At 59.4% G+C, this 25,897-nt stretch carries 17 protein-coding genes and 1 tRNA gene; 11 read left to right on the forward strand and 7 right to left on the reverse strand.

The annotated features are described in order from the left end of the window. Positions 1–6 precede the first annotated feature (6 nt). The 4 genes from RRU01S_RS07095 to RRU01S_RS26730 all read left to right on the forward strand — a co-directional run bounded on the left by RRU01S_RS07095 (position 7) and on the right by RRU01S_RS26730 (position 7,576). The gene (locus RRU01S_RS07095; protein ID WP_327787046.1) at positions 7–1,020 is read left to right on the forward strand and encodes an esterase-like activity of phytase family protein; all 1,014 of its coding nucleotides are present in this window, start codon (positions 7–9) and stop codon (positions 1,018–1,020) included. Positions 1,021–1,387: 367 nt separating this feature from the next. Then, positions 1,388–2,650 (forward strand): efflux RND transporter periplasmic adaptor subunit, encoded by a 1,263-nt coding sequence (locus RRU01S_RS07100; RefSeq protein ID WP_081880023.1) that lies wholly within the window; start codon positions 1,388–1,390, stop codon positions 2,648–2,650. Next, positions 2,647–5,745: an efflux RND transporter permease subunit gene (locus RRU01S_RS07105; RefSeq protein WP_045229503.1), complete on the forward strand. Its 3,099-nt coding sequence runs from the start codon at positions 2,647–2,649 to the stop codon at positions 5,743–5,745. The genes RRU01S_RS07100 and RRU01S_RS07105 overlap by 4 nt, the downstream gene beginning before the upstream one ends. A 103-nt stretch (positions 5,746–5,848) precedes the next feature. Further along, positions 5,849–7,576: a sensor histidine kinase gene (locus RRU01S_RS26730; protein WP_045229504.1), complete on the forward strand. Its 1,728-nt coding sequence runs from the start codon at positions 5,849–5,851 to the stop codon at positions 7,574–7,576. Between the two features lie 178 nt (positions 7,577–7,754). On the opposite strand, the gene RRU01S_RS07115 is transcribed toward RRU01S_RS26730, so the two are convergent. Further along, positions 7,755–7,829 (reverse strand) — tRNA-Gly (locus tag RRU01S_RS07115). Between the two features lie 257 nt (positions 7,830–8,086). Here RRU01S_RS07115 and RRU01S_RS07120 point away from each other — a divergent pair. From RRU01S_RS07120 to pbpC, 6 genes are all read left to right on the forward strand, one after another. Then, the gene (locus RRU01S_RS07120; RefSeq protein ID WP_045229505.1) at positions 8,087–8,596 is read left to right on the forward strand and encodes a prolyl-tRNA synthetase associated domain-containing protein; all 510 of its coding nucleotides are present in this window, start codon (positions 8,087–8,089) and stop codon (positions 8,594–8,596) included. A gap of 54 nt (positions 8,597–8,650) precedes the next feature. Further along, complete coding sequence (gene trxA, locus RRU01S_RS07125; RefSeq protein WP_045229506.1) at positions 8,651–9,628, forward strand: thioredoxin; 978 nt, start codon at positions 8,651–8,653, stop codon at positions 9,626–9,628. A 121-nt stretch (positions 9,629–9,749) separates the two neighbouring features. Next, positions 9,750–10,421: an LON peptidase substrate-binding domain-containing protein gene (locus RRU01S_RS07130; protein WP_045229507.1), complete on the forward strand. Its 672-nt coding sequence runs from the start codon at positions 9,750–9,752 to the stop codon at positions 10,419–10,421. Positions 10,422–10,433: 12 nt separating this feature from the next. After that, positions 10,434–10,622: a Trm112 family protein gene (locus RRU01S_RS07135; protein ID WP_045229508.1), complete on the forward strand. Its 189-nt coding sequence runs from the start codon at positions 10,434–10,436 to the stop codon at positions 10,620–10,622. A 108-nt stretch (positions 10,623–10,730) separates the two neighbouring features. Continuing rightward, positions 10,731–16,178 carry an alpha-2-macroglobulin family protein gene (locus tag RRU01S_RS07140; protein ID WP_045229674.1) on the forward strand — a complete coding sequence of 1,816 codons (5,448 nt, stop codon included), beginning with the start codon at positions 10,731–10,733 and terminating at the stop codon, positions 16,176–16,178. Further along, on the forward strand, positions 16,175–18,256 hold the full coding sequence (pbpC, locus tag RRU01S_RS07145) for a penicillin-binding protein 1C (protein ID WP_045229509.1): 2,082 nt from the start codon (positions 16,175–16,177) through the stop codon (positions 18,254–18,256). The genes RRU01S_RS07140 and pbpC overlap by 4 nt, the downstream gene beginning before the upstream one ends. Before the next feature lie 316 nt (positions 18,257–18,572). Here pbpC and RRU01S_RS07150 read toward each other — a convergent pair whose 3' ends face one another. The 4 genes from RRU01S_RS07150 to RRU01S_RS07165 form a co-directional block, all read right to left on the reverse strand. Then, entirely contained in the window at positions 18,573–19,325 is a 753-nt protein-coding gene (locus tag RRU01S_RS07150) for an ABC transporter ATP-binding protein (protein ID WP_045229510.1), read from the reverse strand. Then, positions 19,319–20,386: a FecCD family ABC transporter permease gene (locus RRU01S_RS07155; RefSeq protein WP_045229511.1), complete on the reverse strand. Its 1,068-nt coding sequence runs from the start codon at positions 20,384–20,386 to the stop codon at positions 19,319–19,321. Before RRU01S_RS07155 ends, RRU01S_RS07150 begins: the two co-directional genes overlap by 7 nt. Then, positions 20,387–21,523 carry an ABC transporter substrate-binding protein gene (locus RRU01S_RS07160; RefSeq protein WP_045229512.1) on the reverse strand — a complete coding sequence of 379 codons (1,137 nt, stop codon included), beginning with the start codon at positions 21,521–21,523 and terminating at the stop codon, positions 20,387–20,389. Between the two features lie 93 nt (positions 21,524–21,616). Continuing rightward, positions 21,617–22,750 (reverse strand): ABC transporter substrate-binding protein, encoded by a 1,134-nt coding sequence (locus RRU01S_RS07165; protein WP_045229513.1) that lies wholly within the window; start codon positions 22,748–22,750, stop codon positions 21,617–21,619. 110 nt (positions 22,751–22,860) lie between these two features. On the opposite strand from RRU01S_RS07165, the gene RRU01S_RS07170 reads away from it, so the two are divergent. Next, entirely contained in the window at positions 22,861–23,670 is an 810-nt protein-coding gene (locus RRU01S_RS07170) for a class I SAM-dependent methyltransferase (protein WP_045229514.1), read from the forward strand. 526 nt (positions 23,671–24,196) lie between these two features. On the opposite strand, the gene RRU01S_RS07175 is transcribed toward RRU01S_RS07170, so the two are convergent. Continuing rightward, positions 24,197–25,042: a dipeptide ABC transporter ATP-binding protein gene (locus tag RRU01S_RS07175; protein ID WP_045229515.1), complete on the reverse strand. Its 846-nt coding sequence runs from the start codon at positions 25,040–25,042 to the stop codon at positions 24,197–24,199. Further along, positions 25,039–25,896, reverse strand: a complete 858-nt coding sequence (locus tag RRU01S_RS07180; protein WP_081880012.1) for an ABC transporter ATP-binding protein — start codon at positions 25,894–25,896, stop codon at positions 25,039–25,041. Before RRU01S_RS07180 ends, RRU01S_RS07175 begins: the two co-directional genes overlap by 4 nt. Between the last annotated feature and the right edge of the window lies 1 nt (position 25,897).

The following is a 25,897-nucleotide window of genomic DNA, read 5'->3' on the forward strand; positions in this document are numbered from 1 at the left end:
AGCGTCGTGGCAGCAGCCAAACGAAGCATCGTCGGTTTTGCCGCCTGCGTTGCGCTGTTGGCTGCAACCCTCATCCCGTCCGGCATTGCCGCCGGTACCATAGATGTGCCGGTCAGTGCGCGGCTGATTTCCGAGTTCAAAGTCGGCTCTCCCCAGAAGCAGTTCGGCAATCTGGAATTCGTCGGTGGTCTGGTGATGCGGTCTCCCGAACCGCTGTTCGGTGCCATCTCAAGCATCCGCTTCCTGCCTAATGGCCGCAATTTTCTCGCGGTTCTGGATACCGGCCACTTTATGGCGGGTGCCATCGAGCGCAATTCCGCTGGCCTTTTATCAGGCCTGTCGAACGTGCGGATCGATCCCATGCTGGACGAGACCGGTCATGAGGCGAAGCGAAAGCGCGATATGGATTCGGAAGGGCTGGCGCTGCGGGGCAATCGCGCCTTCGTCAGCTATGAGCAGCGGCCCCGCATCATGATCTATTCCACCGACACTCTGGAAACGGCAAAGCCGATCGGGCAGTTGCCGCACCTGATCCCCGACAACGAGTTTCGCCGCAACGCTGGAATGGAAACACTTGCCTTGTCTCCCGCCGATGGCCCGTTGCGCGGTTCGATGGTCGTGGTTGCGGAAGCAAGCCTCGACAACAATGGAAACCTGTTTGCCGCCATTTTGGAAGGCCCGCGAAAAGGCCTCTTCGCGGTTACCCACGACCATTCCTTTTCCGTGACCGATGGCGCATTTCTGCCCAATGGCGACCTGCTGTTGCTGGAGCGGCGCTTCGAACTGTCCGTCGGCATCGGCATGCGCATTCGCCGCATCAAGGCAGATGCCATCAAACCGGGTGCGGTCGTGGATGGGGAAATCCTGATCGAGGCGGGAATGTCCAACGATATCGACAATATGGAAGGCATGGATATCATCAAGGCAGCGGATGGCGCGCTGCATCTCATTCTGGTGTCCGACGACAATCACTCGTTTCTGCAACGAAATGTGATGCTGGAATTCAAGCTGCTGGATTGACGGTTTCGGTCCTGTAAAGCCGTGATCTCCAAACGCATTTTCATCGATACTTTTGAAATAGCTTAAATATTACAGTAATTTAATATTACATCGTCTTCCGTTTTCGTACATTGACGCGTTAAGTGTTGGAAAGGGAATGATGGCTGCTGCGTCATCGGTCGACCTTTCCTGAATAACGTTTATTTAGGAAGTGCGGGCTAAGTATGATGACGCCGCTGGAGCGCTCCCGGCAGGACTATTACTAAAACTATACATGCAATTTGAAAGTCTACACGTTTAGCCAGCGGAGTTTCCAATCCCGTTTGCTGTGCGCGTTAGAAAGAACGTCTTCTGTCCATCGGCTCGAATGCCTTCAAAGGACTTCCGCATGCGGTATATCATACCAGTCGCAGTCATCATTGCCATTTCCACATTGCTTTTCGTCAACCGCGATGCCGTGGAAGCCTATTTGCCGTCCTGGGCCAAGCCAACCTCGGCAACCACCCAGACGCAGGCTGCCGGTGAAGGCCAAGCCAGAAGTGGTGGGAAACACGGCGGCGGCGGCGGGGGGCAGGCAGGCGGGCGGCCATCGGCGGTGACGGTTGCGACGGCAAAAGCAGGGTCTCTGCCGGTCACACGCCAGACGATCGGCGCTATCGTCCCCGTAGCATCTACGGCATTGACGAGCCCGATCTCAGGCATCGTTGCCAACATTCTGGTCAATGACGGTGCGGAGGTGAAGGCTGGCGACCTTCTGGTGCAGCTCGACGACCGCACGATCAAGGCGAACATAGAACGCGACGAAGCCGTTCTTTTGCGGGATCAGGCCATCCTGGAAGCGGCCCAGGCAACGCTTGCCCGCGTCGAATCGCTGAGCAAGCAGGGTGTCGATACGCAGCAACAGTTCAGCGATGCGAATGCGACGGTCAAACAGGCAAACGCCACGCTGTCCGTCGACAGGTCGAACATCGCAGCCGACAATGTCACGCTGTCGCAAACGCAGATACGCGCGACCTTCGATGGCAAGTTGGGCGCCGTGCTCCTGTCACCGGGTGCCTATGTCGCGCCGGGTGGCGAGGTGGTCATGCTCACGCAGATGAAGCCGGTGCTGGCGGAGTTCGCCTTGCCGGAGCCCGATCTGGACCTCGTGCGGGCCGCCATGACCAAGAAGATTCTGACCGCCGATGTCTTTTCCACCCAGGCGCAGCAGAAGGATGGTCAGGCAACAGGCTCAGGCGATATCATCTTCATCGACAACACCGTCGATCAGGCATCCGGCACCTTCAAGCTTCGCATGCGCCTCGACAACGACCCCGAAACCTTCTGGCCAGGACAATCCCTGAAGGTCACCGTCAAAGCAGGTCAGATGGACAATCTGGTGACCGTTCCGCTCGTGGCCCTCCAACCGCAAGGCGGCGGCTTCGTCTGTTACGTCGTGCGCGACGACAAAACGGTCGAGCAGCGGCAAGTCACGCTGGCGCTGACCAATGGCGATGTCGCAGGCATCTCGAAGGGTCTGGCGGACGGCGAAACAGTCGTGACGGAAGGGCAGGCATCCCTCATCAATGGCAGCCATGTCATCGTCAACCAGCCCAAGGACAAAGCCGACACGAAACCAGCCACGGCACCCGTGACGGGTGACGCGACATGAATATCTCTGAAATCTTCATTCGTCGTCCGGTCGCCACGATCCTGCTCATCATGGGAGTTCTGATTGGCGGTGTCGCAGCCTATAAAAACCTGCCCGTCGCGGCACTCCCACAAGCGGATTTCCCGACCATCAACGTTTCGGCACAGCTGGCCGGTGCCGCACCCGACACGATGGCGAGCTCGGTGGCCACGCCGCTCATCAAGCAGTTCGAAACCATCGCCGGTATCGATACGATCACCGCAAGCTCGTCGCTCGGCAACACCCAGATCACCATCCAGTTTAACCTGTCGCGTAACATCGATGCGGCGGCGGCTGACGTTCAGGCGGCCATCGCCCGTACGCAGCGGCAATTGCCCGATAACATGACCTCGCCCCCCAGTTATCGCAAGTCCAACCCCGCAGATGCCGCCGTCATCATTCTGGCGCTGACAAGCGACGCGGCTGATCTGACGAAGATGGATGATATCGCGGAGAACATCATTTCTCCCGCGCTTTCGACCATTTCTGGTGTGGCACAGGCGCAGGTCTACGGCGCGAAAACCTATGCCGTGCGTGTCGAGGTCGATCCGACCAAACTGGCGAACCGTGGCTTGTCGCTCAACGATGTCTCCAACACGCTTGCTGCATCCAACGACCAGTCGCCGGTCGGAACGTTGCAGAACAGCTCGCAGGCGCTGACCATTGATGCCACCACCCAGCGCACCGATGCGGCCTCCTTTCGCACGTTGATCATTGCCAGACCCAACGGTCGCATCGTGCGGCTGGAAGATGTGGCAACCGTCAAGGATAGCGTCGAGGTGGTCAATCAGGGCAGTTGGCTGGATGGCACGCCGGCAATCGTGCTGGCCGTTCAACGCCAGCCAGGCGCCAATACGGTGGCCGTGGTCGATTCGATCAAGGCCAAATTGCCGGAGTTGCAGAAAAGCCTGCCTGCCAACATGCACATCAACGTCGTCAACGATGCCTCGGTGTCCATCCGCGCGGCGGTGGACGATGTCGAGGTGACGCTGATGATCACGCTCGGCCTCGTCATTCTCGTCATCTACCTCTTTCTGCGCCAGGTCTGGGCCACCTTCATTCCCGGCCTTGCCGTGCCTCTGTCATTGGTCGCCACACTGGGCGCCATGTATGCGCTCGGCTTTTCCATCGACAACATTTCTCTTCTCGGATTGACGCTTTCAGTCGGTCTGGTGGTGGATGATGCCATCGTCATGCTCGAAAATATCGTGCGCAAGGTGGAAGAGGGCATGCCGCCTTTCCAGGCGGCTATCGAAGGCGCCAGCGAAGTCACAGGCACCATCATCTCCATGTCGATTTCACTCGTCGCTGTCTTCCTGCCCATCCTATTGATGGGTGGCATCGTCGGGCGCGTGCTCAATGAATTCGGCGTGGTCGTCACACTCGCCATTCTGTCGTCGGCTGTCGTCTCGCTCACCGTCACCCCTATGCTTGCCGCCCGCCTGCCGCACAAGCCAGAGGAGAAGGACAGAAAACCGACACTGTTCGACCGGGCAACCGCCGCCTATGGCAGGTCCGTCGGCTGGTGCTTGAAACATCGCTTTATCATCATGGTGATGTTCGTGCTGACGCTCGTCGGCTCTGGCTGGATGTTTACCAGCCTCGCGCGCAGCTTCTTCCCCACCGAAGATATTGGCTTGCTGACCGTCTCCACGCAGGCACGGCAGGATATTTCCTACCAAGCCATGAGCGCGCTTCAGGCCCAGGCCGCCGCCATCGTGTCGGCCGATCCGGCCGTTGCCCATGTCACCTCCACGCTTGGTGCCGGCCCAGGCGGCTCGGCATTGAACGCAGGCTCTCTCCTCGTTCAGCTCAAGCCCTTCGAACAGCGGCCGGTGCTGGATGTGACGCTCAACTCGCTCAGACATTCGCTGTCGGGCATTGCGGGTCTCAAGACGTTCATCACGCCGCAGCAGAGCCTGCGTTTTGGTGGTCGCAACTCGCAGAGCATGTATCAGGTCGTCTTGCAGTCGATCGATGCCAAGCTCGCCCGCCAATGGTCGAAAACCCTGGGCGATGCCATGCGTGCCGATGGCAGCTATTTCGTCGATGTCGCATCCGACTTGCAGGACAACGCGCTTCAGGCGCATCTCACCATCGACAATGACCGGGCCAATACGCTCGGCGTTACCTCACAGTCGCTGCGCCAGACGCTGGAGGCGGCGTTCGGCAGCTATCAGGCCGCGCAAATCCAGGCCACCGGCAACAGCTACGATGTCATTCTGGAATACGACCAGTCGATGCAATGGAACGAGCAGACGCTCGGCGCGCTGCGGGTCGGTTCCAGTTCCGGCGCGCTCGTTCCGCTTGCCAGTTTCGCGACGATCACCCGTGCGGCCGGACCTGTCACGGTCAACCAGACGGGACAGCTAACCTCCGTGACGCTATCCTTCAACCTGCCAGCAGGCGTGTCCCTCGGCTCGGCCACCGCGCGTATTGATGAGCTGAAACAGCAGATACAGGTACCATCGACTGTCACCACCAATCTTGCCGGTGCCGCGCAAATCTTCAAGCAGACCAGCGATAGCACCGGCCTGCTGATCGGCGCTGCGATCCTGACGATCTACATCGTGCTCGGCGTGTTCTATGAAAGCTTCCTGCACCCGCTCACCATCTTGTCCGGCCTACCGTCTGCTGCCTTCGGCGCGTTGCTGACGTTGAAGCTCTTCGGCTTCGACCTGTCGATCATCGCCTTGATCGGGCTTTTGATGCTGATCGGTATCGTCAAGAAGAACGCCATCATGATGATCGATGTTGCACTGACCTTGCAGCGCGAGGAGCATATGCCGACGCTGGAGGCCATTCACGAGGCTGCCGTGCGCCGCCTGCGACCCATCATGATGACGACCTTTTGCGCATTGTTCGGCGCGCTGCCCATCGCGGTCGGCACCGGTGCGAGCTCGGAATTGCGCCAACCGCTCGGCATCGCCGTGGTGGGCGGCCTCATCGTCAGCCAGATCCTGACGCTGTTCATGACGCCGGTGATTTTCGTGGAAATCGAGCGGCTCTCGGATTTCATCAAGTCGTTCTGGAAGAAAGGCCACCACGAGCCGGTTGCGCATCCATCGCAGCCGTAACCGGCCAAAGTCCCTTTGCATGATAAATTTGCGCAACATGCTAATTTGTGCGAGAGTGGGTCTTCGATGCAACACGGCCATAGTTCCGGGAAAGAAGAACGACATGGCATTGCATGATTTCTCGCCTGTTCCATTGACGTCCCTATCTAAGCTGACCGATGCCATGGCGCGCATCGTTCGTGCCAGAAGCTGGGACGACGTGACGGAAACGATCCGTACCTCCGCGCGCTTTCTAATAGGCTGCGAGGGCATTGCCATCATTCGCCGCGATGGTGATCTCTGCCACTATGTGGAAGAAGACGCCATTGGCCCGCTGTGGAAGGGCAAGAGCTTCCCGATGATGGCCTGCGTCAGCGGTTGGGCCATGCTCAACCGGCAGACCACGGTCATTTGCGATATTTCCAAAGACGACCGCGTTCCCTATGAGCTTTACGAGGGCACCTTCGTCAAGGCCTTGGCCATGGCGCCGGTGGGCGCCGAAAACCCCGTTGGCGTGATCGCCGCCTACTGGGCGCAGACCTATGAGCCGAGCCAGTGGGAAATCGAGACGCTGGAAGCTTTGGCCAGTGCAGCAGCCTCCGCGTTCGAAACCATCGAACTGATCGGCTCCTTGTCGAGCGACCTTGCGCAGTCGCGCCGCTTCTCATCACAGGCCAGCGAAGGGCAGGGCGATTTTTCCGCTGATATCGCCCGCGTCGCCGCCATCGCTGCGGTTCCCACCATTCTGGACGTGGTGCTGCGCATGACGGGCATGGGCTTTGCCGCCGTGGCAAGGGTCACCGAAGACAGATGGATCACCTGCCATGCACTGGATCATGTCGGCTTTGGCCTGAAACCGGGCGACGAACTGCCGGTCGAAAGCACGCTCTGCAACGAAATCCGTGACCATCGCGAAACGATCGTCTTCGACGATGCGGCAGAAGATCCTGTCTACCGCGACCACCACACGCCACGTGTCTACGGATTGCGCAGTTATATTTCCGAGCCGATCATCCTGTCGAACGGCCAGTTCTTCGGAACGCTCTGCGCCATCGATCCCAACCCGGCAAAGATCAAGAACCCGCAGGTTCTCGGCACCTTCAAGCTTTTTGCAGAACTCATCGGCCAGCATCTGGATTCCGGCGAGCGTCTGAAAGTCGCGCAGGACATGCTGGAGCGTGAGCGCACGGTTGCCGAACTGCGCGAGCAGTTCATCGCCGTGCTGGGCCACGATCTGCGCAATCCCATTGCAGCGGTCGATGCGGGAACGTCTCGCCTGTTGAAGGAAGGCTGGACCGAACGCAGCCCTCTGGTTCTCAACCTCATGAAAGCCAGCATTGCCCGCATGGGCGGTCTGGTGGACAATGTCATGGACCTTGCCCGCGCACGGCTTGGCGGTGGCATCTCGCTGGAACTGTTCGAGGACGATCTGAGCACGACGCTGTTCCATGTCGTGGATGAATTGCGAGTCGCTCATCCCGCCCGCAGCATCGACGTCAATCTTGATATTCCCGTCCCCGTGCTGGTCGATCGTTTCCGCATGGCGCAAATGCTGTCCAACCTGGTGTCGAACGCGCTCACCCATGGCACCGATGTCGGTGCCGTCAGGATCGATGGCGCCATCGCGCAGGGGCACCTCACCATCAGCGTCAGCAACCAGGGCAAGCCAATCGCACCGGATATGCTGGAAAGGCTGTTTCAACCCTTCAGACGCGGCGATATGCGTCCAGGCATGAAGGGTCTCGGCCTTGGCCTTTACATTGCCTCGGAGATTGCCAAAGCGCACAATGGCAAGATCGATGTCCACTCCGACGCTGATGAGACGCGTTTCACGTTCTCCATGCCCACCTGAATGATTCTCGATGAGTGATCGAAAAAACTGCGCTGGAATCACCAGATGCAGTCGCAAGAGATTCGATTTTTTAGAAAGTTAGACGCGGTGCGCACTGTCGTTACGACGACGACAACCATAGGCAAAAGTAAGGTTCTCATGTCAGAACCTGTGGTCAATTTTCATGGTAAGGGAAAATTGGAGCGGGCGAAGGGATTTGAACCCTCGACCCCAACCTTGGCAAGGTTGTGCTCTACCCCTGAGCTACACCCGCTCAAATCCGCTGGTTCGGGGTAGATCGCTGAACCGCGGGTCGCTGCGTTGCGGCGACGAGGGCTATATCGCTCAACCGCTTTTTAAATGCAACAGGGAAATGACAAAAACACTCAGAAAAATTCCAAAAAGCATACAAGTTACGGAAAACATTGAGTATTTTTGATGATTAAATTCCAAAGGTGATTGCAAAACCCATCTTGAGCGCCTAATGACGATATCATCGAACACTGGGAACGATGACGCGAAAGGGCAGACATGACGGAGCAATCCCCGAAAACGGCGCAGGACCTTTTTGCCTTGCTGGACAGTCTCGGCATCGAACACAAAACGATGGAGCATGAGCCCGTCTTTACGGTTGCCGAGTCGGAATCGCTGCGCGACCGCATTCCTGGCGGCCATACCAAGAACCTTTTCGTGAAGGACAAGAAGGATCAGTATTTCGTCCTGACAGTCGAAGAAAACGCCGTCGTGGATTTGAAGACGGTTCATAAGACCATTGATGCTTCCAGCCGGGTGTCGTTTGGCAAGCCGGAAAAGATGTTGGAATATCTCGGCGTCGTCCCGGGTTCCGTCACCGTCTTCGGTGCCATCAACGATACGGATCACAACGTCACCTTCGTTCTCGACAGCGAGCTGATGAAACATGATCTCATCAACGGCCACCCGCTGTCCAACGATGCGACGACGACGATCGGTCGCGATGACCTTGTTCGCTTTCTGGAGGCGACGGGTCACACGCCGCTCATCTTGAAAGTGACGGAATAAAGTACGATCTTTGCGCCAGACCAGCGACACATGCAAAATGAACGGAGACCAGACATGAGCGGTACGAACAACCCCTACGGAACGTCCATGGGCGGACAGATGACCGGCTCCGTGCAATATGCAAATGCGCCGACGACTGCGGAAGCCCCAGCCGGTGGCTACATCAAGGATACGACCACCGCCGCCTTCTCCAAGGATGTGATGGAGGAATCGCGCCGCCAGCCGGTTCTGGTCGATTTCTGGGCGCCATGGTGCGGCCCGTGCAAACAGCTGACGCCGGTGCTGGAAAAGGTCGTCAACGAGGCAGGCGGACGCGTCAAACTCGTCAAGCTCAACATCGATGATCATCCCTCCATTCCCGGCCAGCTCGGCATCCAGTCCATTCCGGCCATTGTCGCGTTTCAGGATGGCCGTCCCGTGGACGGTTTCATGGGCGCGGTGCCAGAAAGCCAGATCAAGGAATTCATCGACAAGATCGCTGGCCCTGCTGGCAATGATCCGCAGGCCGAGATCGATGCCGCTCTGGCCGAGGCCAAACAGCTTTTCGCCGATGGTGATCATCAGGGTGCCGCGCAGCTCTTCGGCTTCGTCATGCAGGTGGACCCGGAAAATCCGCAGGCCGTTGCCGGTATCGCCGAATGCATGATTGCCGTTGGCGATTATCCGCGCGCCAGCGATCTGCTGGGCGCATTGTCCGATGAGCTGCGTGCCGATGCCGCCGTTCAGGCCGCCTTGAAGAAGCTTGCCCAATATGAAGAGGCGAAAGCGCTGGGCGATCCCACAGCGCTGGAGCGTGAGCTGGCGGCCAATCCCGACAATCACGAGGCACGCATGAAGCTGGCCAAAATCCTCAATGCGCAAGGCAGACGCGACGAAGCGGCTGAACAGCTGCTGACCGTCATGCGCAAGGATCGCACCTTCGAAGACGATGGCGCCCGCAAGCAACTGGTCGAGTTTTTCGAAAGCTGGGGCTTCAAGGACCCGGCCTCGGTAACAGGCCGTCGAAAACTGTCCTCGATCCTGTTTTCCTGACGGCTCGCCTTGCGGTGCAGGCACGCGGCACACATCTATAGAGGGTATCTGCGAAGTCTGGCAGTCCCGACGGCAGAATAGAGCCGGGCCTGCCAGACGTCTCGAAATTGAGGACATTTCCATGCAAGTCGGTAATGCGAGATATTTGAAGACCACCGATCTACCGGATGTGGTACCCGTGTTTCCGCTTCCTGGCGCGCTTCTCCTGCCGGAAGGGCAGCTTCCCCTCAATATTTTCGAGCCGCGCTATCTGGCGATGATCGATGCCGCGCTTGCCGGACATCGGCTGATCGGCATGGTCCAACCGTCGCTCACCTCGCTGGATGGCGGTGCCGATGCAGGTCAGCTGAGCCAGATTGGCTGCCTTGGCCGCATCACCTCGTTTTCGGAAACGGGCGATGGTCGCTACATGATTTCATTGAGCGGCATTTGCCGTTTCCGCTTGCTGGAAGAGGCGACGGCTGGCAAGCCCTACCGCAGCTTCAGACATGCCCCGTTCATCGCCGATCTCTCGGGCGAAAGCGATGAAGAGGCCGTCGATCGCGAAAACCTCCTGCGGGTGTTCCGAGCATTTCTGGATGCCAACCAGCTCGAAGCCGACTGGGAAAGCGTGGAGCGCGCCGGAAATCGCGTTCTGGTCAACTCGCTCTCGATGATGTCGCCCTTCGGTGCCGCTGAAAAACAGGCGCTGCTCGAAGCACCGGATCTCAAATCGCGGGCTGATACGCTGATCGCGATCACCGAAATCTTGCTGGCCCAGGGTGATACCCCCAGCGGCACGACATTGCAGTAAAGGGCCGGGCGAATGGACGAGAAACTGAGCAATGTCGATCCGAGACTTCTGGAGCTTCTCGTCTGCCCGCTGACCAAGGGCCGCCTGTCGTACAATCGCGACGCCAACGAGCTGATTTCCGAGAGCGCCAAACTCGCCTATCCCATCCGCGATGGTGTTCCCATTATGCTGATGTCGGAAGCCAGACGCATCGAAGACTGAGCATCGGGCAGGTCTTCAAAACTTCATAAACGCCAGATCACTTCGCGTTGACATTTGCCGTCAAGTGCGAGCACAGTCGCCTCGGTCATGCGTACCGGGGAGGGACTGATGTCCATGCGTGCTGTTTTGAAGAGCCTGTTGTTCGTTGTCGCGGCGCTGGCCGTCCAGCCCGTTCTTGCGCAGGAAACGACGCGCAAGGTCGTCACAACGCAAAATGGCGATTATTTTGGCTTCGATCTTCGCACCGAACAGAACGTATCCCAGCCGCAATGCGAAACCATCTGCATCAACGATAAGGCCTGCAAGGCCTTCACCTATAATCCCAAGGTGCAATGGTGCTTCCTGAAATCGGATTTCAACCAGCTCAACGCCTTCCCCGGCGCCGTTGCGGGCAAGGTCGTGGACGTCTCGAGCGAGCCGGATATCGGCGCTCCGCAGAAACTCGCCTTTGTGGACGACAGTCTTTACCAGGAGGCCAGACGTTTGAAGGCCAGCCTGTCCACCGACGCGAACGGGCAGCAACTGGACAGCGTACTTTCCCTGGCCAGACAGCAATCCGGCAGCGGCGATTTTGTTCAGGCATCGGGTGGGTTCAAGGTCGCGCTGGGGCTGAACCCAAACGACGGTGCGGTCTGGACTGAACTTGCGCATGCTGCAGCGAATATCAAGGACAATTACCAGATGGCGGGCCAGGCCGTCGAGGCTGCGCTCAACGCCTATTCGCTGAGCCGCACGATATCGACCCGCACAGCCGCGCTCGATGCGCTGGCGGTTGGGTTTGAAAAGACCCGGAATTATCGGGCAGCGCTCAACAGCTACAAGGCAAGCCTTGCGCTGTCGAACGATCCGCAAACCCGTGCTACCTACGCCGATCTCAAGACGCGCCAGGGCTTCCGCGTCATCAACAACACTGTTGATACCGATAGCGTCAGCCCACGTGCCTGCATCCAGTTTTCAGAACCGCTGGTGAAGAACGGTGTGGATTACTCCTCCTTCGTCACGCTGGATGGTGCTGCTCCAAAGGCCATCGAAGCCAAGGGTAGCGAGATTTGCGTGGAAGGCCTCACCCACGGCCAGCGCTACAAGATCGCGCTTCGCGCCGGTCTGCCGTCTTCTGTTGAAGAGCCGCTGGAAAAGCAGGTCGATCTTGACATATACGTGCGCGACCGGTCCGGCTCTGTGCGCTTTACCGGCGAGAATTTCGTTCTGCCGGGCACCGCCCGCCGAGGCATTCCGCTCGTCTCCGTCAATATCGATCACGCCGACCTCAAGCTTTATCGCGTGGGCGACCGCAGCATCACCACGCTGCTTTCCAACTCGCAGTTCCTGACGCAAATGGATGGCTATGGCGCAGAGCGCATCGAAAACGAGATCGGAGAACTCGTCTGGCAGGGCGGCATCGATATCCAGAACGAGCTGAACAAGGATGTCGTCACGAGCTTCCCGGTGGATGAGGCGCTGCCGCAGCGCAAGCCCGGCATCTATGTGCTGACCGCCGTTCCGCCCGGCACCGCGCCGGAAAGCTGGGATTCGCGCGCCACGCAATGGTTCCTGGTCTCCGATACTGGCATCACCACCTATGCCGGGACGGACGGGCTGAATGTCTTCGTTCGCGCGCTCAGCACCGCAAAGCCGCTGGAGGGTGTGGCGCTCCAGCTTCTCGCCAAGAACAATGAGGTGCTCGGCACCGCCACGACGGACGATCAGGGCCGTGCAGTGTTTTCGGCAGGCCTCATGCGTGGCACTGCCGGTCAGGCTCCTGCCATCATCACGGCGCGCAATGGTGACAAGGATTATGTCTTTCTCGATATGACCCGCGCAGGCTTCGATCTGTCCGACCGGGGCGTCACAGGTCGTGCCGCCCCCGGTGCCATCGATGTCTTCAGCTGGACGGAACGCGGCATCTACCGTGCCGGTGAAACCGTGCATGCGGCGGCGCTCGCCCGCGATATCGAAGGCAATGCGGTGGAGAACCTGCCGCTCACCTTCATCTTTTCGCGGCCCGATGGCGTGGAAGATCGCCGCTTCGTCAGCGATGGCAAGTCGCTGGGAGGTTACGCTGTCGATCTGGCCTTGCAGGAAAATGCCATGCGCGGCACCTGGACCTTGGCCATCCATACGGACCCGAAGACGGCAGCGATCAGCCAGAAATCCTTCCTTGTCGATGACTTTGTGCCTGATCGTACCGAATTCGATCTGACCAGCAAGGCCAAGGAAATCGATCCAGCCGCAGACAACGCCATTGATGTTGATGGCCGTTATCTCTATGGCGCACCCGCCGCCGGGTTGACACTCGAAGGCGAAATCGCGCTCAAGCCCACCCGCATCCATCCGGGCTTTGAAGGCTATATGTTCGGCCTTGCCGATGAGGAAACGGAAGAGGAAAGCCGCACGACGCTCTCCGACCTTCCGGCTCTGGATGAAAACGGCAAGGCAACCTTCAAGGTGGCGCTGGCCGATATGCCCTCCACCACGCAGTATCTCTCCGCCAACATCACCGTCCGCATGAAGGAAGCCGGTGGCCGTGCGGTCGAGCGGGCGCTGACCATGCCGGTCAAATCCGATAGCGCCATGATCGGCATCAAGCCGGAATTCTCCGGCGATCTGGCTGAAAATTCCATCGGTCGTTTCCACGTCATCAGCCTTGGCCCTGATGGCAGCAAACAGGCTATGAACGGCCTCACCTGGAAGCTCATCAAGGTCGAGCGGAACTATCAATGGTATCGCCAGGGCAATGCATGGCGCTATGAGCCCGTCGTCTACACCAAGCAGGTGCAGACGGGCACGCTTGATATCGATGCCAATGGCGGCGAGATTTCCGTACCCGCCTCGTGGGGTCGCTATCGCCTCGAAGTCGAGTCCGCGGAAAACAACGGCCCCACCTCCAGCGTCGAATTCGATGCCGGCTGGTACGTGTCGGCAAGTTCAACCGAAACACCCGATGCGCTGGAAATCGCGCTCGACAAGCAAAGCTACAAGATCGGCGAGACCGCCAAATTGCAGGTTACGTCACGCTATGCAGGCCAGCTGATGGTCACATCCGGCTCTGAAAAGCTGATCGCCGTTCAGAATGTCGAGATCGGTGAGAACGGCGGCGAGGTCGAGATTCCCGTCACGAAAGACTGGGGCGCCGGTTCCTACGTCACCGCCACCCTGTTCCGTCCCGGTGATGCGCAGGAAAGCCGCATGCCCATGCGCGCCATCGGCATCAAATGGCTGGCGGTCGATCCGGGTGAACGCAGGCTCGGCATCGCGCTCACCTTGCCAAAGCAGACACTGCCACGCCAGCCGCTGGAGATCCCCGTTCAGGTGTCCGGTGCCGGTGCGGGCGATAAGGCCTATGTTACGGTCGCCGCAGTCGATGTGGGCATTCTCAACCTCACCCGTTATGAACCGCCAAAGCCGGATGAATGGTATTTCGGCCAGCGGCGTCTGGGTCTGGAAATCCGCGATCTCTATGGTCGTCTGATCGATGGTTCGCTCGGTGCCACCGGGCGTCTCAGAACCGGCGGTGACGGCGGGCAGGTGGCGCTGCAGGGCAGCCCGCCCAAGGAAAAGCTGGTGGCGTTCTTCGCGGGTCCCGTTGAGCTTGATGCGCAGGGCAAGGCCACGATCCGCTTTGACATCCCACAGTTCAACGGCACCGCCCGCGTCATGGCCGTCGCCTGGACAAAAACCGGTGTCGGCCATGCTGTCTCTGACGTGGTTATCCGCGATCCCGTCGTCATTACCGCCAGTGCGCCGAAATTCCTGAGCCCCGGTGATGCCTCGCAGATGCGCATCGATATTGCCAATACCGATGGCGAGGCGGGCGATTACACGCTAGGCATCGCCAGTAACATGGCCCTCACCGTCGATCAGGGCGAAGTCTCGCAAACGCTCGCCTTGCAAAAGGGCGGCAAGACATCGCTGACCGTGCCGCTGACAGGTGAAAATCCCGGTGATGGCGCGATCACCATCACGCTCGCCAACGCCAGCGGTCTGTCGCTGCAACAAGTGCTGAACATTCCGGTTCGCCCCGCCATGCTGCCGGTTACCACGCGACGAAACATTCAAATCGCGCCCAACAGCAGCCTCACGGTGGATGGCAATCTTCTGGCCGAGAGCATGCTGCTCGGCTCCTCTGTTGCCGTCAATGTCACCCGCTCGCCCGCCTTCGATGTGCCGGGTCTGGTGATGATGCTGGACAAATACCCCTATGGCTGCGCCGAGCAGACCACCAGCCGCGCCTTGCCGTTGCTGTATGTGTCCGAACTGATGAAGCAGCGCGGCGGTGCCGACGATCCCGATATCCGCAAGCGCGTGCAGGATGCGATCTACCGCGTTCTGTCCTTCCAGTCCTCCTCCGGTGGCTTCGGCCTCTGGGGTCCGGGCGAGGGCGATCTGTGGCTGGATGCCTATATCACCGACTTCCTGACGCGTGCGCGCGAGCAATCCTTCGATGTGCCCGAAGCGGCCATGGTGCAGGCGCTCACCAACCTGCAAAACGGTCTGGCCTATGACAATAACGTTAGGGATCGCGGCAACGAGATCGCCTACTCGCTCTATGTTCTCGCCCGCAATCGCAAGGCTGCCGTCAACGATTTGCGCTATTATGCCGATACGGCTCTAAAGGATTTCCCGACGCCGCTTGCCAAGGCGCAACTGGCCTCGGCCCTGTCGCTCTATGGCGATGCGGCGCGGGCGAAATCCGTCTTCGGCGCCTCGCTCAGCATGGCGGCGTCCAACACCAAGGTCAGCCTCTCGCGGGCAGATTACGGTTCCGTCCTGCGCGATGGTGCGGCTTCACTGGCACTTGCCGCCGAAAGTCGTCCAGTGCCCGCGGTCGTTCCGCAACTGGCCAGTGCGGTGGCCAAGGCCTGGGATGCCAAGCCCTATACCAGCACGCAGGAACAGGCCTGGATGCTGCTTGCCGCCCGCGCATTGAAGGGCGAAGACAAGGACGTCAAGCTCGATATCAATGGCACGCTGGAACAGGGCGGCTACAGCAAGAGCATCAGCGGTGATGAGCTGCTGCAATCGCCCATCAAGATCACCAATGCCTCGAAAGACACAGTAACGGCTGTTGTCACCACCGTGGCTCCACCCGCCCAGCCGTTGCCGGCGGGCGGCGAAAGCTTCGACATCCAGAAGACCTATTATTCGATGGATGGCGAAGAGGTGAATATCAGCGAAGCGACCCAGAACGAACGCTATGTCGTCGTCCTCACTGTTATCCCGAAGAACGATTGGCAATCGCGCATCATGGTCACGGATCTCCTGCCTTCCGGCTTCGAGATCGACAATCCAAGCCTCGTCAACAGCGCAGCACTCTCCAATTTCGATTGGCTGCCGGAAACCGAAGCCGCGCACACCGAATTCCGCTACGACCGTTTCGTCGCGGCCTTCGACCGTGCGTCTGGCGATCGTTCCGAGATGACGCTTGCCTATGTCGTGCGCGCCGTCACGCCCGGTGTCTATGATAATCCGGCAGCATCGGTGGAAGATATGTACCGGCCACAATTCTCAGCCCGCACCGCAACCGGGCGCATGGAGGTCCGCGCAGCGCAGCAATGATCAGGTGGCGGGCGTTTGTCAGTGGTTTCGTCGTTTCGGCAGTGCTGACCGGTGCTGCCGTCTATGGCCTTGACCGTCTGGACCGCGCCTTTCCGCCACCGCTGCAAAATGCCCGCATCGTCTCGCAGGAAGTGCTGGATGCCGATGGCAAGCTGCTGCGTGCCTTCGCAACGCCGGACGGACGCTGGCGTCTGCAAACGTCGGCTGTGGATGTCGATCCGCAATTCATTCGCATGCTGGTCGCCTATGAGGATCAACGCTTCTTCGATCACGGCGGCGTCGATTTTACGGCCTTGGGCCGCGCCGCCTGGCAATTGCTGACCAACGGCCGCATCGTCTCGGGCGCCTCCACGCTGTCCATGCAAGTGGCGCGTTTGATCGAGCCCCGCGGGGATCGTTCCTTCAGTGCCAAATTTCTCCAGATGGCGCGGGCATGGCAGATCGAGCGTCGGCTGACCAAACAGCAGATCATTGACCTCTATCTCAACATCGCGCCCTATGGCGGCAATTTGGAAGGTATCAGCGCCGCCAGTCTGGCATGGTTCGGCAAGGAGCCGAAACGCCTGGAAACCGCCGAAGCCGCCCTGCTGGTATCGCTTCCGCAGCTGCCGGAAAAACGCCGCCCGGATCGCTTTCCCGAGGCCGCAAAGCTTGCGCGCGAACGCGTGCTGCAACGTCTCGCCGTCTCTCAAGTGGTCGGGGAGGGCGAAGCGGCCCGCGCCGCTGTCGCTTCCATCCCAGCAAAACGGCTCGATCTGCCATCCTATGCCCCGCATTTGGCTGAAGCCGCCCGCGCTCGCTTCCCGCAATCCGTTACGATAGCGTCCACGCTGCGCCTGCCCATTCAAAGGGAACTTGAAGCCCTGGCGCAGCGCTCCGCTGAAAAGCTGGGCGACAAGGTCTCTGTCGCCATCGTCATGGCCGATAGCACCACCGGGGACATCATCGCAGACGTCGGCTCGTCGGATTTTCTCGACAATGACCGCCGCGGCTGGGTGGAAATGTCCCGCGCGGTGCGCTCCCCCGGCTCGACGCTCAAACCCTTCATCTATGGCCTTGCCTTCGAAAACGGCCTCGTTGCGCAGGAAACCATCATCGAAGACCGCCCGGCGGATTTTTCCGGTTACCGGCCGCGCAATTTCGACATGCAGTATCAGGGCGATGTCAGTATCCGCCAGGCCCTTCAACTCTCGCTCAACGTCCCTGCCGTGCGCCTGCTGGATGCCGTCAGCCCTGCTGCGCTGATGGTCCGCTTCCGCCGCGCCTCTGTCCAGATGGTGCTGCCCAAAGCCGAAGCACCGGGGCTCGCCATTGCGCTGGGCGGCGCTGGCCTGTCGCTCGTCGATCTCGTCCAGCTTTACGCAGCACTTGCCAATGGCGGTCAGCCGGTGCAGCTGGGCGATGGCGTGCGCGCCAAGCCGCAGGTGCTGGAGGTAGACCCGCTGTTGTCCAAGGCTGCGATCTGGAACATCAGCGATGTCCTTTCCGGCGTGCTTCCGCCGCTTGGCATGAAACAGCGCGGCATCGCCTACAAGACCGGCACCAGCTATGGTTATCGCGATGCGTGGTCGGTAGGCTACGATGGCCGTTACGTCATCGGCGTCTGGGCAGGCCGTGCCGATAACGGCTCGGTTCCGGGTCTCGCCGGCTACGTCTCTGCCGCGCCGATATTGTTCGAAGCCTTCACCAAATCCGGCGTCGCCATCACCCCATTCCCCGCAGCACCCTCCGGCGTCTCCCGGCTTGCCTATAAGGATTTGCCCGCAAACCAGCGCCGTTTCAGCGTCACCAGCGCAGGCCTGTTGTCGACCAATCATCGCGAAGCATCACCACAGATCGTCTATCCCCCCGAAGGTGCGCGCATCGAACTCACCAGCCAGAGCGGTGATCTGTCGCCACTGGTGTTAAAGTTGCAAGGCGGTCGCGCACCGTTTCACTGGCTCGCCAACGGTAAGCCACTGCCAGAACCCTCCCGCCGCCGCAGCAGCGAATGGCTGCCGGAAGGTCAGGGTTTTTCGACGCTGACGGTGATCGATGCGGATGGACGGGCGTCGAGCGTGCGGGTTTTTGTGGAGTAAGGAAGTCAATGTTTTACGGCGTTTTGCGGCAGGCAGGGCTGCACGGCTGCCACACCCTGCGTCCTCATGCTGAGGTGGCGCGCAGCGCCCTCGAAGCATCCGCCACATACTCTACCGTCTCATCCCGCAACCCTCGCCCTTCGAGGCCCTTGCAGGGCACCTCAGGGCGAGGGCTGCTACCGTTTGCTCTATATCGTTACTCTCGCTAAGCCACTCCGCTGCAAATGAAAGCGGAGTTCGGGCACAGCCATTCTCGCCACCTGTGGGAAGATGCCCGGCAGGGCAGGGGGGGTAGCCACGCGCTCCGCCACCAATCTCAAGCCGTGCCATCCACCAAAATAAACGGCTGCCCGCGCGAACACGTCTCGATGCGGGCATCCACCTTGTAGATCGTTCGTAGCATCTCCGGCGTGATCACGTCCGCCGTCTGGCCGCTCACCGCCATGGCGCCATCCGCAATGACGATGGTGTGTTCGCAGTAGCGAAGCGCGTGGTTCAGGTCGTGCAAAGCGATCAAAATGATCATGCCGTTTTTACGGGCAAGGCGGGTGACGAAGTCGAGGACTTCGACCTGGCGGTGAAGATCCAGCGCCGAGGTTGGTTCGTCCATCAACAGCACTTCCGGCTTGCGGACCAGCGCCTGCGCCAGCGAAACCAATTGCCGTTGACCGCCCGACAACTCGCCGAGGCCTCGAAACGCCAAATCATGGATGTTGAGGGCTTTCAGAATGGCATCGATCTCGGCCAGTTCATCGTCATGCACTTTCCAGCTGCTGCCCTGTTTGGCAGACAGAAGAATGGATTCGTAGACGGTGAGAACCGCATTCGCGCCGGTGTCCTGCGGCATGTAGCAAATGGTGCGCGGACCCTGTTCGGTCTGCGAAAGCGTCACGACGCCGGGGCCTTTGATGAGGCCTGCGATGCGCTTGAACAGCGTGGATTTTCCCGCAGCATTGGGACCGATGACAGCGGTTACGCTTCCGGCTTCCAACATATCCATCGTGACATGGGAAAGAACCGTCGTGCGCCCGTATTTGGCGCCGACATCCTGAAGGGCGAGGGCTACCATGCGCGTCTCCTGTTGGAGAAGATGAGAACGAAGAAGAAGGGTACGCCGACCAGTGCGGTGATGACCCCGATGGGCAAGATAGCGCCGGGGATCAGCATCTTGCTGACGACGGAGGTGACCGACAGCAGCAACGCACCGCAGATCACCGATCCCGGCAGGAAGAAGCGCTGGTCTTCGCCCACCACCATGCGGGCGATGTGCGGACCGACGAGGCCGACGAAGCCGATGGTTCCGACGAAGGAGACCGGAATGGCGGCCAGAAGGCTGACCGTCAGCATGGTCTGCAAACGCAGGCGGCGTACATTGACACCCATGCTCGCGGCCTTATCGTCACCCAGACGCAACGCGGTCAACGCCCAGGCGTTTTTCATGAACAGCGGCACGGTCAACACCAGAATGGCGCCGGTCACATAGACCTTCGCCCATGTCGCCTTGGTCAGGCTGCCCATGGTCCAGAACACGACGGCGGCCAGCGCCTGTTCCGAGGCCAGATATTCCAGCAGGGACAGAGCGGCGTTGAAGGTGAAGACCAGCGCGATGCCCAAAAGCACGATCGTCTCTACCGAGACGCCGCGCATGGTGGAAGCAAAGTGAATGAACATGGCCGCCAGCATCGCCATCAGGAAGGCATTGATGGGGATCATATATTCCACGGCACCGGGAAAAATCGCCACGCCGCCGACCAGCGCTAGAGCCGCGCCGAAACTCGCCGCTGCCGAAATGCCGAGCGTAAACGGGCTGGCCAGCGGGTTGGACAGAATGGTCTGCATCTGCGCACCCGCTACCGAGAGCGAGGCACCGACGGTGACGGCCATCAGCGCAATCGGCATGCGGATGTCCCATATGACGACGCGCAATTGGTTGGCGACGGCGGCCGGATCGAAGATCGCGCCGATGACTTCCGACAGCGAATAACGCGCCGGGCCCAGCGCCATATCGGTTGCGACGCTGAGACACAGCGCCACGACGAGGCCGATCAGGATCAGGATACGGCGACCGGCCAGGGCGCGATATTGATCGCGCCCCGTCGTCTCGACCTGTGTTTCCACGATGGGTGCCATTTAGTTCGAGCCTTTTTCAAGTGAAACGAAATATCCCGGCTTATAGGTCACCGGCAGGAATTTCTGGTGAAACTCTTCGAAATTCTTTTCCGGGTTCAAATCGGCAAACAGGTCCGGGTGAAACCATTTTGCAAATTGCTGGATGGGGAAGAACTCGTAAGGCGCGCCATAGAACTGGTGCCAGACGGCGTGGACATTGCCCTTCTTCACCGCATCCAGTTCAGGAAACGGCGTGCGCGTCATCAGTTTGGCCAGACGCTGCCGTGACAGAGCCATATCTGCACCACGACCAACGGGCACGAACTGGTTGATGTCGGATTCGGCTGCCCAATTGGAGCCGGTCACGATGACATGGTCCGGGTTGGACACCAGCAGCTGCTCGGGGTTGAGATCACCGAAGGTGGTCTTGATCACGTCCGCTGCAATGTTGTGCCCACCCGCCTGTTCGACCATGGTGCCGAAATTGACAGGACCGAAGGTGCGGCAGCAGGCGTCTTCGCCTGAGATGCCTGGCGCGCGCTCGATGAAAACGCCCGGGCGCTTCAAATCTTTCACAGACGCCAGTTTGTCCGTCACCAGCGCGATCTGTGCGCGGCGATAGGCGATGAACTCTTCGGCACGTTGCTCGGCCCCGAAAATCGTGCCGAGAATGCGAATGGAATTTTCGCTGTTTTTTTCCGGGTCGAGACGGAAGTCGAGATAGACGACCTTGATGCCGGCTGCTGCGGCCTTTTCCTCGAACCCGCTTTCCTTGGCAGTTTTTTCCACCTCCAGATTGAGCGTGATCACATCGGGGGAAAGCGAGATGGCCTGTTCGAGGCTGAACTCGCCCTGCGGCAAATAGCCGAACAGCGGTAGTTTTGCGATCTGTGGAAAGCGTTCCACATAGGCCGCGTAGCTATCAGGGTCTTTCTTGATCAGATCATCACGCCAGCCGACGATGGTGTCGAAGGTCTTGTCGCCCTTCAGCGCGGCAATCACATGCACCTGACGTGCCTCGCCGACGATGACGCGTTTCGCGGGGCTGTCGATCTCAACCTTGCGACCGGCGGAATCGATGATTTCGGCTGAAAGTGCTGGCGTGGCAATCAACGCGAGGATGAGGGCGGCGATCCGCTTGAAATTCCTGAACGGCATGGGCAATCCTTTCGGTCTTAAATGCATTGTGGCGAAGCCGCGATTGCGGCTCCGCCCTATGTCCGATCAGCGCTCCCCCTGCGCCGTTTCGTCTTACTTGTCGTCCTTGAGCGACACGAAGTAGCCAGGTTTGTAATCGAGCGGCAGGAAGCGGGCGTGCAATTCTTTGAAGGTTGCTTCCGGGTCTAGGTCCTTGAACAGCTCCGGGTGCAGCCACTTGGCAATTTCCTGAATGGCCACGAACTGGTACGGATTGTTGTAGAACTGGTGCCAGATGGCGTGGACATTGCCGTCTTCGACAGCCTTGACGCCGGTGAAGGCCGGGCGCTTGGTCAGGTCTTCCAGCTTACGACGGGCTTCCTTCAGGTCTGCGCCGTAACCAACGCCCACCCACTTGCCGCCAGGAACGTATGCGTCCCACTTGCCACCGGTGATGATGATCTGGTCGGGGTTGGAGGCGATGACCTGCTCAGGGTTCACCGTGCCAAAGGTGCCGGGAATGATGTCCTTGGCCATGTTGATGCCGCCAGCAATCTCGACCATCTTGCCGAAATTCTCGTTGCCAAAGGACATGCAGCAATCGTCGGAGTAACCACCGGCGCGCTCAACGAAAACGACCGGGCGCTTGGGCTTTTCCTTCTCAAGAACGTCGGTCACGCGCTTGATGCTGTCGGAGCGGAACGTGATGAAGTCTTCGGCAATGTCTTCACGGCCCATCAGCTTGCCCATAACGCGCATGCTCGGCTCGGTATTTTCCATCGGCTTTTCACGGAAGTCGACATAAACCAAGGGAATGCCGACCTTGCCGAGTTTTTCGATGTAACCGGCCTCTTCGGTCGCGGTCTTGGCATCGATGTTCATGATGATGACGTCGGGCTTCAGGGCAACGGCCTGTTCGACATCGAAAGTGCCATCCTTCATGCCGCCGAAGGTTGGAAGCTTGGCGACCTCAGGATATTTCGCCAGATAAGCCTCATAGGTTTCCGGGTCTGCCTTGGCCAGATCGTCGCGCCAGCCGACGACGTGTTCGAAGGGGTTGTTTTTATCGAGCGCGGCGAGGAAGTAAATCTGACGACCTTCGCCCAGAATGACGTGCTTTACGGGAACGTTCACCTCGACATCGCGCCCGGTCACATCCTTGATCGTCACTTTGTCGGCAAATGCGGGCAGTACGGTAGAAACGAAAAGACCCATTGCAAGAACGGCGGATTTGCCTGTAATGCGCATCGAAATTGTTCTCCAGTAAAACTGTCCGCGCTTTATGGTTTTATGATTGCGTTAGTCAAGTTTTATCTTTTAGACCATTTCGAAACTGGCAGTCGTGAAGGTTGGACGTCATGGATAGTGCAAACAATTACGGGAACAATTTTGGTCTTCGCGATGAGATCAAGGCCTACTGGTCGGCCCGTGCCGCCACCTTCGACCTGTCGCCGGGTCATGAAATCTTCTCGGAAGAAGAGCGTGCAGCCTGGCATCGCCTGGTGGAAAAACACCTCGGGCGCGGCGAGGGCAAAACCGCGCTGGACCTAGCCTCAGGCACTGGCGTCATCTCGCATTTGATGGATGATCTAGGCTACCGCGTCACGGGTCTGGATTGGGCCGAGCCGATGCTGGAGCGCGCCAAGGCGAAAGCCAAAAGCCGCAAACGCGCGATCACATTCCGCATGGGCGACGCCGAAAACACCATGGAGCCGGACGCCACCCACGACGTCATCATCAACCGCCATCTCGTCTGGACGCTGGTCGATCCGAAGGCGGCGTTTCTGGAGTGGTTGCGGGTGTTGAAACCGGGTGGCCGGGTGTTGATCGTCGATGGCGATTTCGTCAATGTCAGCGTCGTGGAAAAGCTGCTCAAGAGTCTGGCTGCAAAACTGCTTAAACTCGGTCTGCTGAAGGAAGAGCCTGTCCATATGCCCGCGGACATGGCCGGCACACATAACAGCATTCTCTCCCGCGTTTATTTCTCGAAAGGTGCGCGCGCCGAAGCAGTCGCAGCCCTGCTGCGGGACGCCGGTTTCGAAGACGTGGTTGTCGATACGGATTTGCGCGCCATTCACAGGACGCAGGCAAAAAACTGGAACGTGCTGAAGGCAGCGGCCCGTGGCATTCAGCATCGCTATGCCGTATCCGGGCGCAAGCCGGGATAGGTGGCATTGGCCAAGCTTCGCCGTTCACGCGGCGCTGTCGCGTCCGTGGTTTGGCAGTCGTTCAACCCGGAGAGCGCACGCAGATGCGGACATGTCTCTGGTATGGTTTAGTCTGTGGGCGTCCGCATCCGCGTGGCCTCTGGTCTTTCGTTCTTGCAGCCATGTCTTGCCCAGACCGGACCGTGAATAATCCGGCCTGAGCGTGACAGGCAGTGTCCAGTGAACCGTTTCGCCTCGCCCAGTCCGAAAGCCGTTAAGGGTCTTTCGTGTCGAGAAAAATCGGGTGCCACCGGTCTTACCCTGACATGGTATTCCTGATGACTGCCCGCACGTCTGCGATCCTTCATCAGCCCCCGTCGTCTTACTGTCTCGCGAAAACAGGAAGACGCCGGAAGTGGAAGCATTGTGCGGGTGATTCGCGGCGCGTGGAGAAAATATCGAATATTTTTTGCAGATTTTTATGAGTGCAATCTCGACCCTATCTCGGGCATAAAAAAGCCCGGAGAACCGGGCTTTTTCTTCGATATCAACTCGCTTTCGCCAGTTTCTTCGCAGCGACACGGGCGCGGATGGAGTCCACGTCGGACTTTGGCGTGGCGGCAAACAGCGAGCGTGTGTAGCTGTGTTGCGGGTTGGCGAAGACCTCTTCGCGGGTGCCGTATTCGACTGCCTCGCCAAAGTACATCACCATGACTTCGTCGGCGATGTACTTCACCACCGACAGATCGTGAGAGATGAAAACGTAGGTCAGGCCGAACTCGTCCTGAAGGTCGGACAGCAGGTTGAGCACCTGCGCCTGCACCGAAAGGTCGAGCGCCGATACCGGTTCGTCCAGCACCAAGAGCTTCGGATTGAGCATCAGCGCACGCGCAATGGCGATACGCTGGCGCTGGCCGCCGGAGAACATGTGCGGGTAGCGGTTATAGTGTTCCGGCCCAAGACCGACTCGCACCAGCATGTCGTTGGCCTTTTCGCGACGTTCTGCCGAGGACATCTTGGTGTTGATGAGCAGCGGTTCGCCCAAGACGTCACCGATCTTTTGGCGCGGGTTGAGCGACCCATAGGGGTTCTGGAACACGATCTGCACCTTCTGGCGCATTTCGGCTGTCAGATGGCCGGGACGGGTATCGACCTTCTGGCCGTCGATCAGAAGATCGCCGGAGGTCGGCTCATCGATGAAGGTCAGCATGCGGGCGAGCGTGGACTTGCCGCAGCCGCTTTCGCCGACGATGGCCAACGTCTTGCCGGTTTCCAGCGCAAAGGACACGCCTTTGACGGCATGGATGATCTTGTCCTGTTTCATGAAGCCGCCGGGCAGGCGGTAGTCACGCTTCATGTTGCGGATTTCGAGCATGGTGTTCTTGTCGGTCATGCGGTTTCTCCCGCAGCAGGCGCCGGTGTCCCGTCGAAGAACTGCGACACGGTGGTCAGACGATCGCCCGTCGCGTTTTCGGGCAGGGCAGCCAGAAGCGCCTTGGTGTAGTTGCTCTTGGGGTTTTCGAACAGGGACAGCACATCGGCTTCCTCCATCTTCTTGCCCTTGTACTGAACCACCACGCGGTCAGCCGTTTCAGCCACCACACCCATGTCATGGGTGATCATGATGAGACCCATGCCGTTTTCGGCCTGAAGCTTCATCAAGAGATCGAGGATTTGCTTCTGAATGGTCACGTCGAGCGCCGTCGTCGGCTCGTCGGCGATGAGGAGCTTCGGATTGCAGGCGATGGCAATGGCGATCATCACGCGCTGGCACTGGCCACCGGACATCTGGTGCGGGAAGTGCTTCAGGCGCTCTTCCGGGTCGGGCAGGCCGACGAGCTTGAACAGCTCGATGGCGCGGGCGTGGCGTGTCTTCTTGTCCATGCCCATGTGGATGCGCAGGACTTCCTCGAGCTGGAAACCCACCGTGAAGCACGGGTTGAGGCTGGCCACCGGCTCCTGGAAGATCATGGCGATATCCTTGCCGATCAGCTTGCGCCGTTCCGACGCGCTGATGTTCTGGATATCCTTGCCTTCAAACAGCATGCGGTCGGCAGTGATCTTCGCTGTCCAGGGCAGAAGGCCCATGACGGCGAGCATTGAGACCGATTTGCCGGAACCGGATTCTCCGACGATGGCGAGAACCTCGCCTTTCTCGACGGAGACGGAAATGCCGTCCACGGCGCGAAACCAGCCGCTGGCGGTTTCGAACTCGACGGTCAGATTATCGACTTGCAGAAGTGCCATG

Origin of the sequence: Agrobacterium rubi TR3 = NBRC 13261 (genome assembly GCF_000739935.1) — a bacterium.
GTDB classification, from domain to species: Bacteria; Pseudomonadota; Alphaproteobacteria; order Rhizobiales; family Rhizobiaceae; genus Agrobacterium; species Agrobacterium rubi.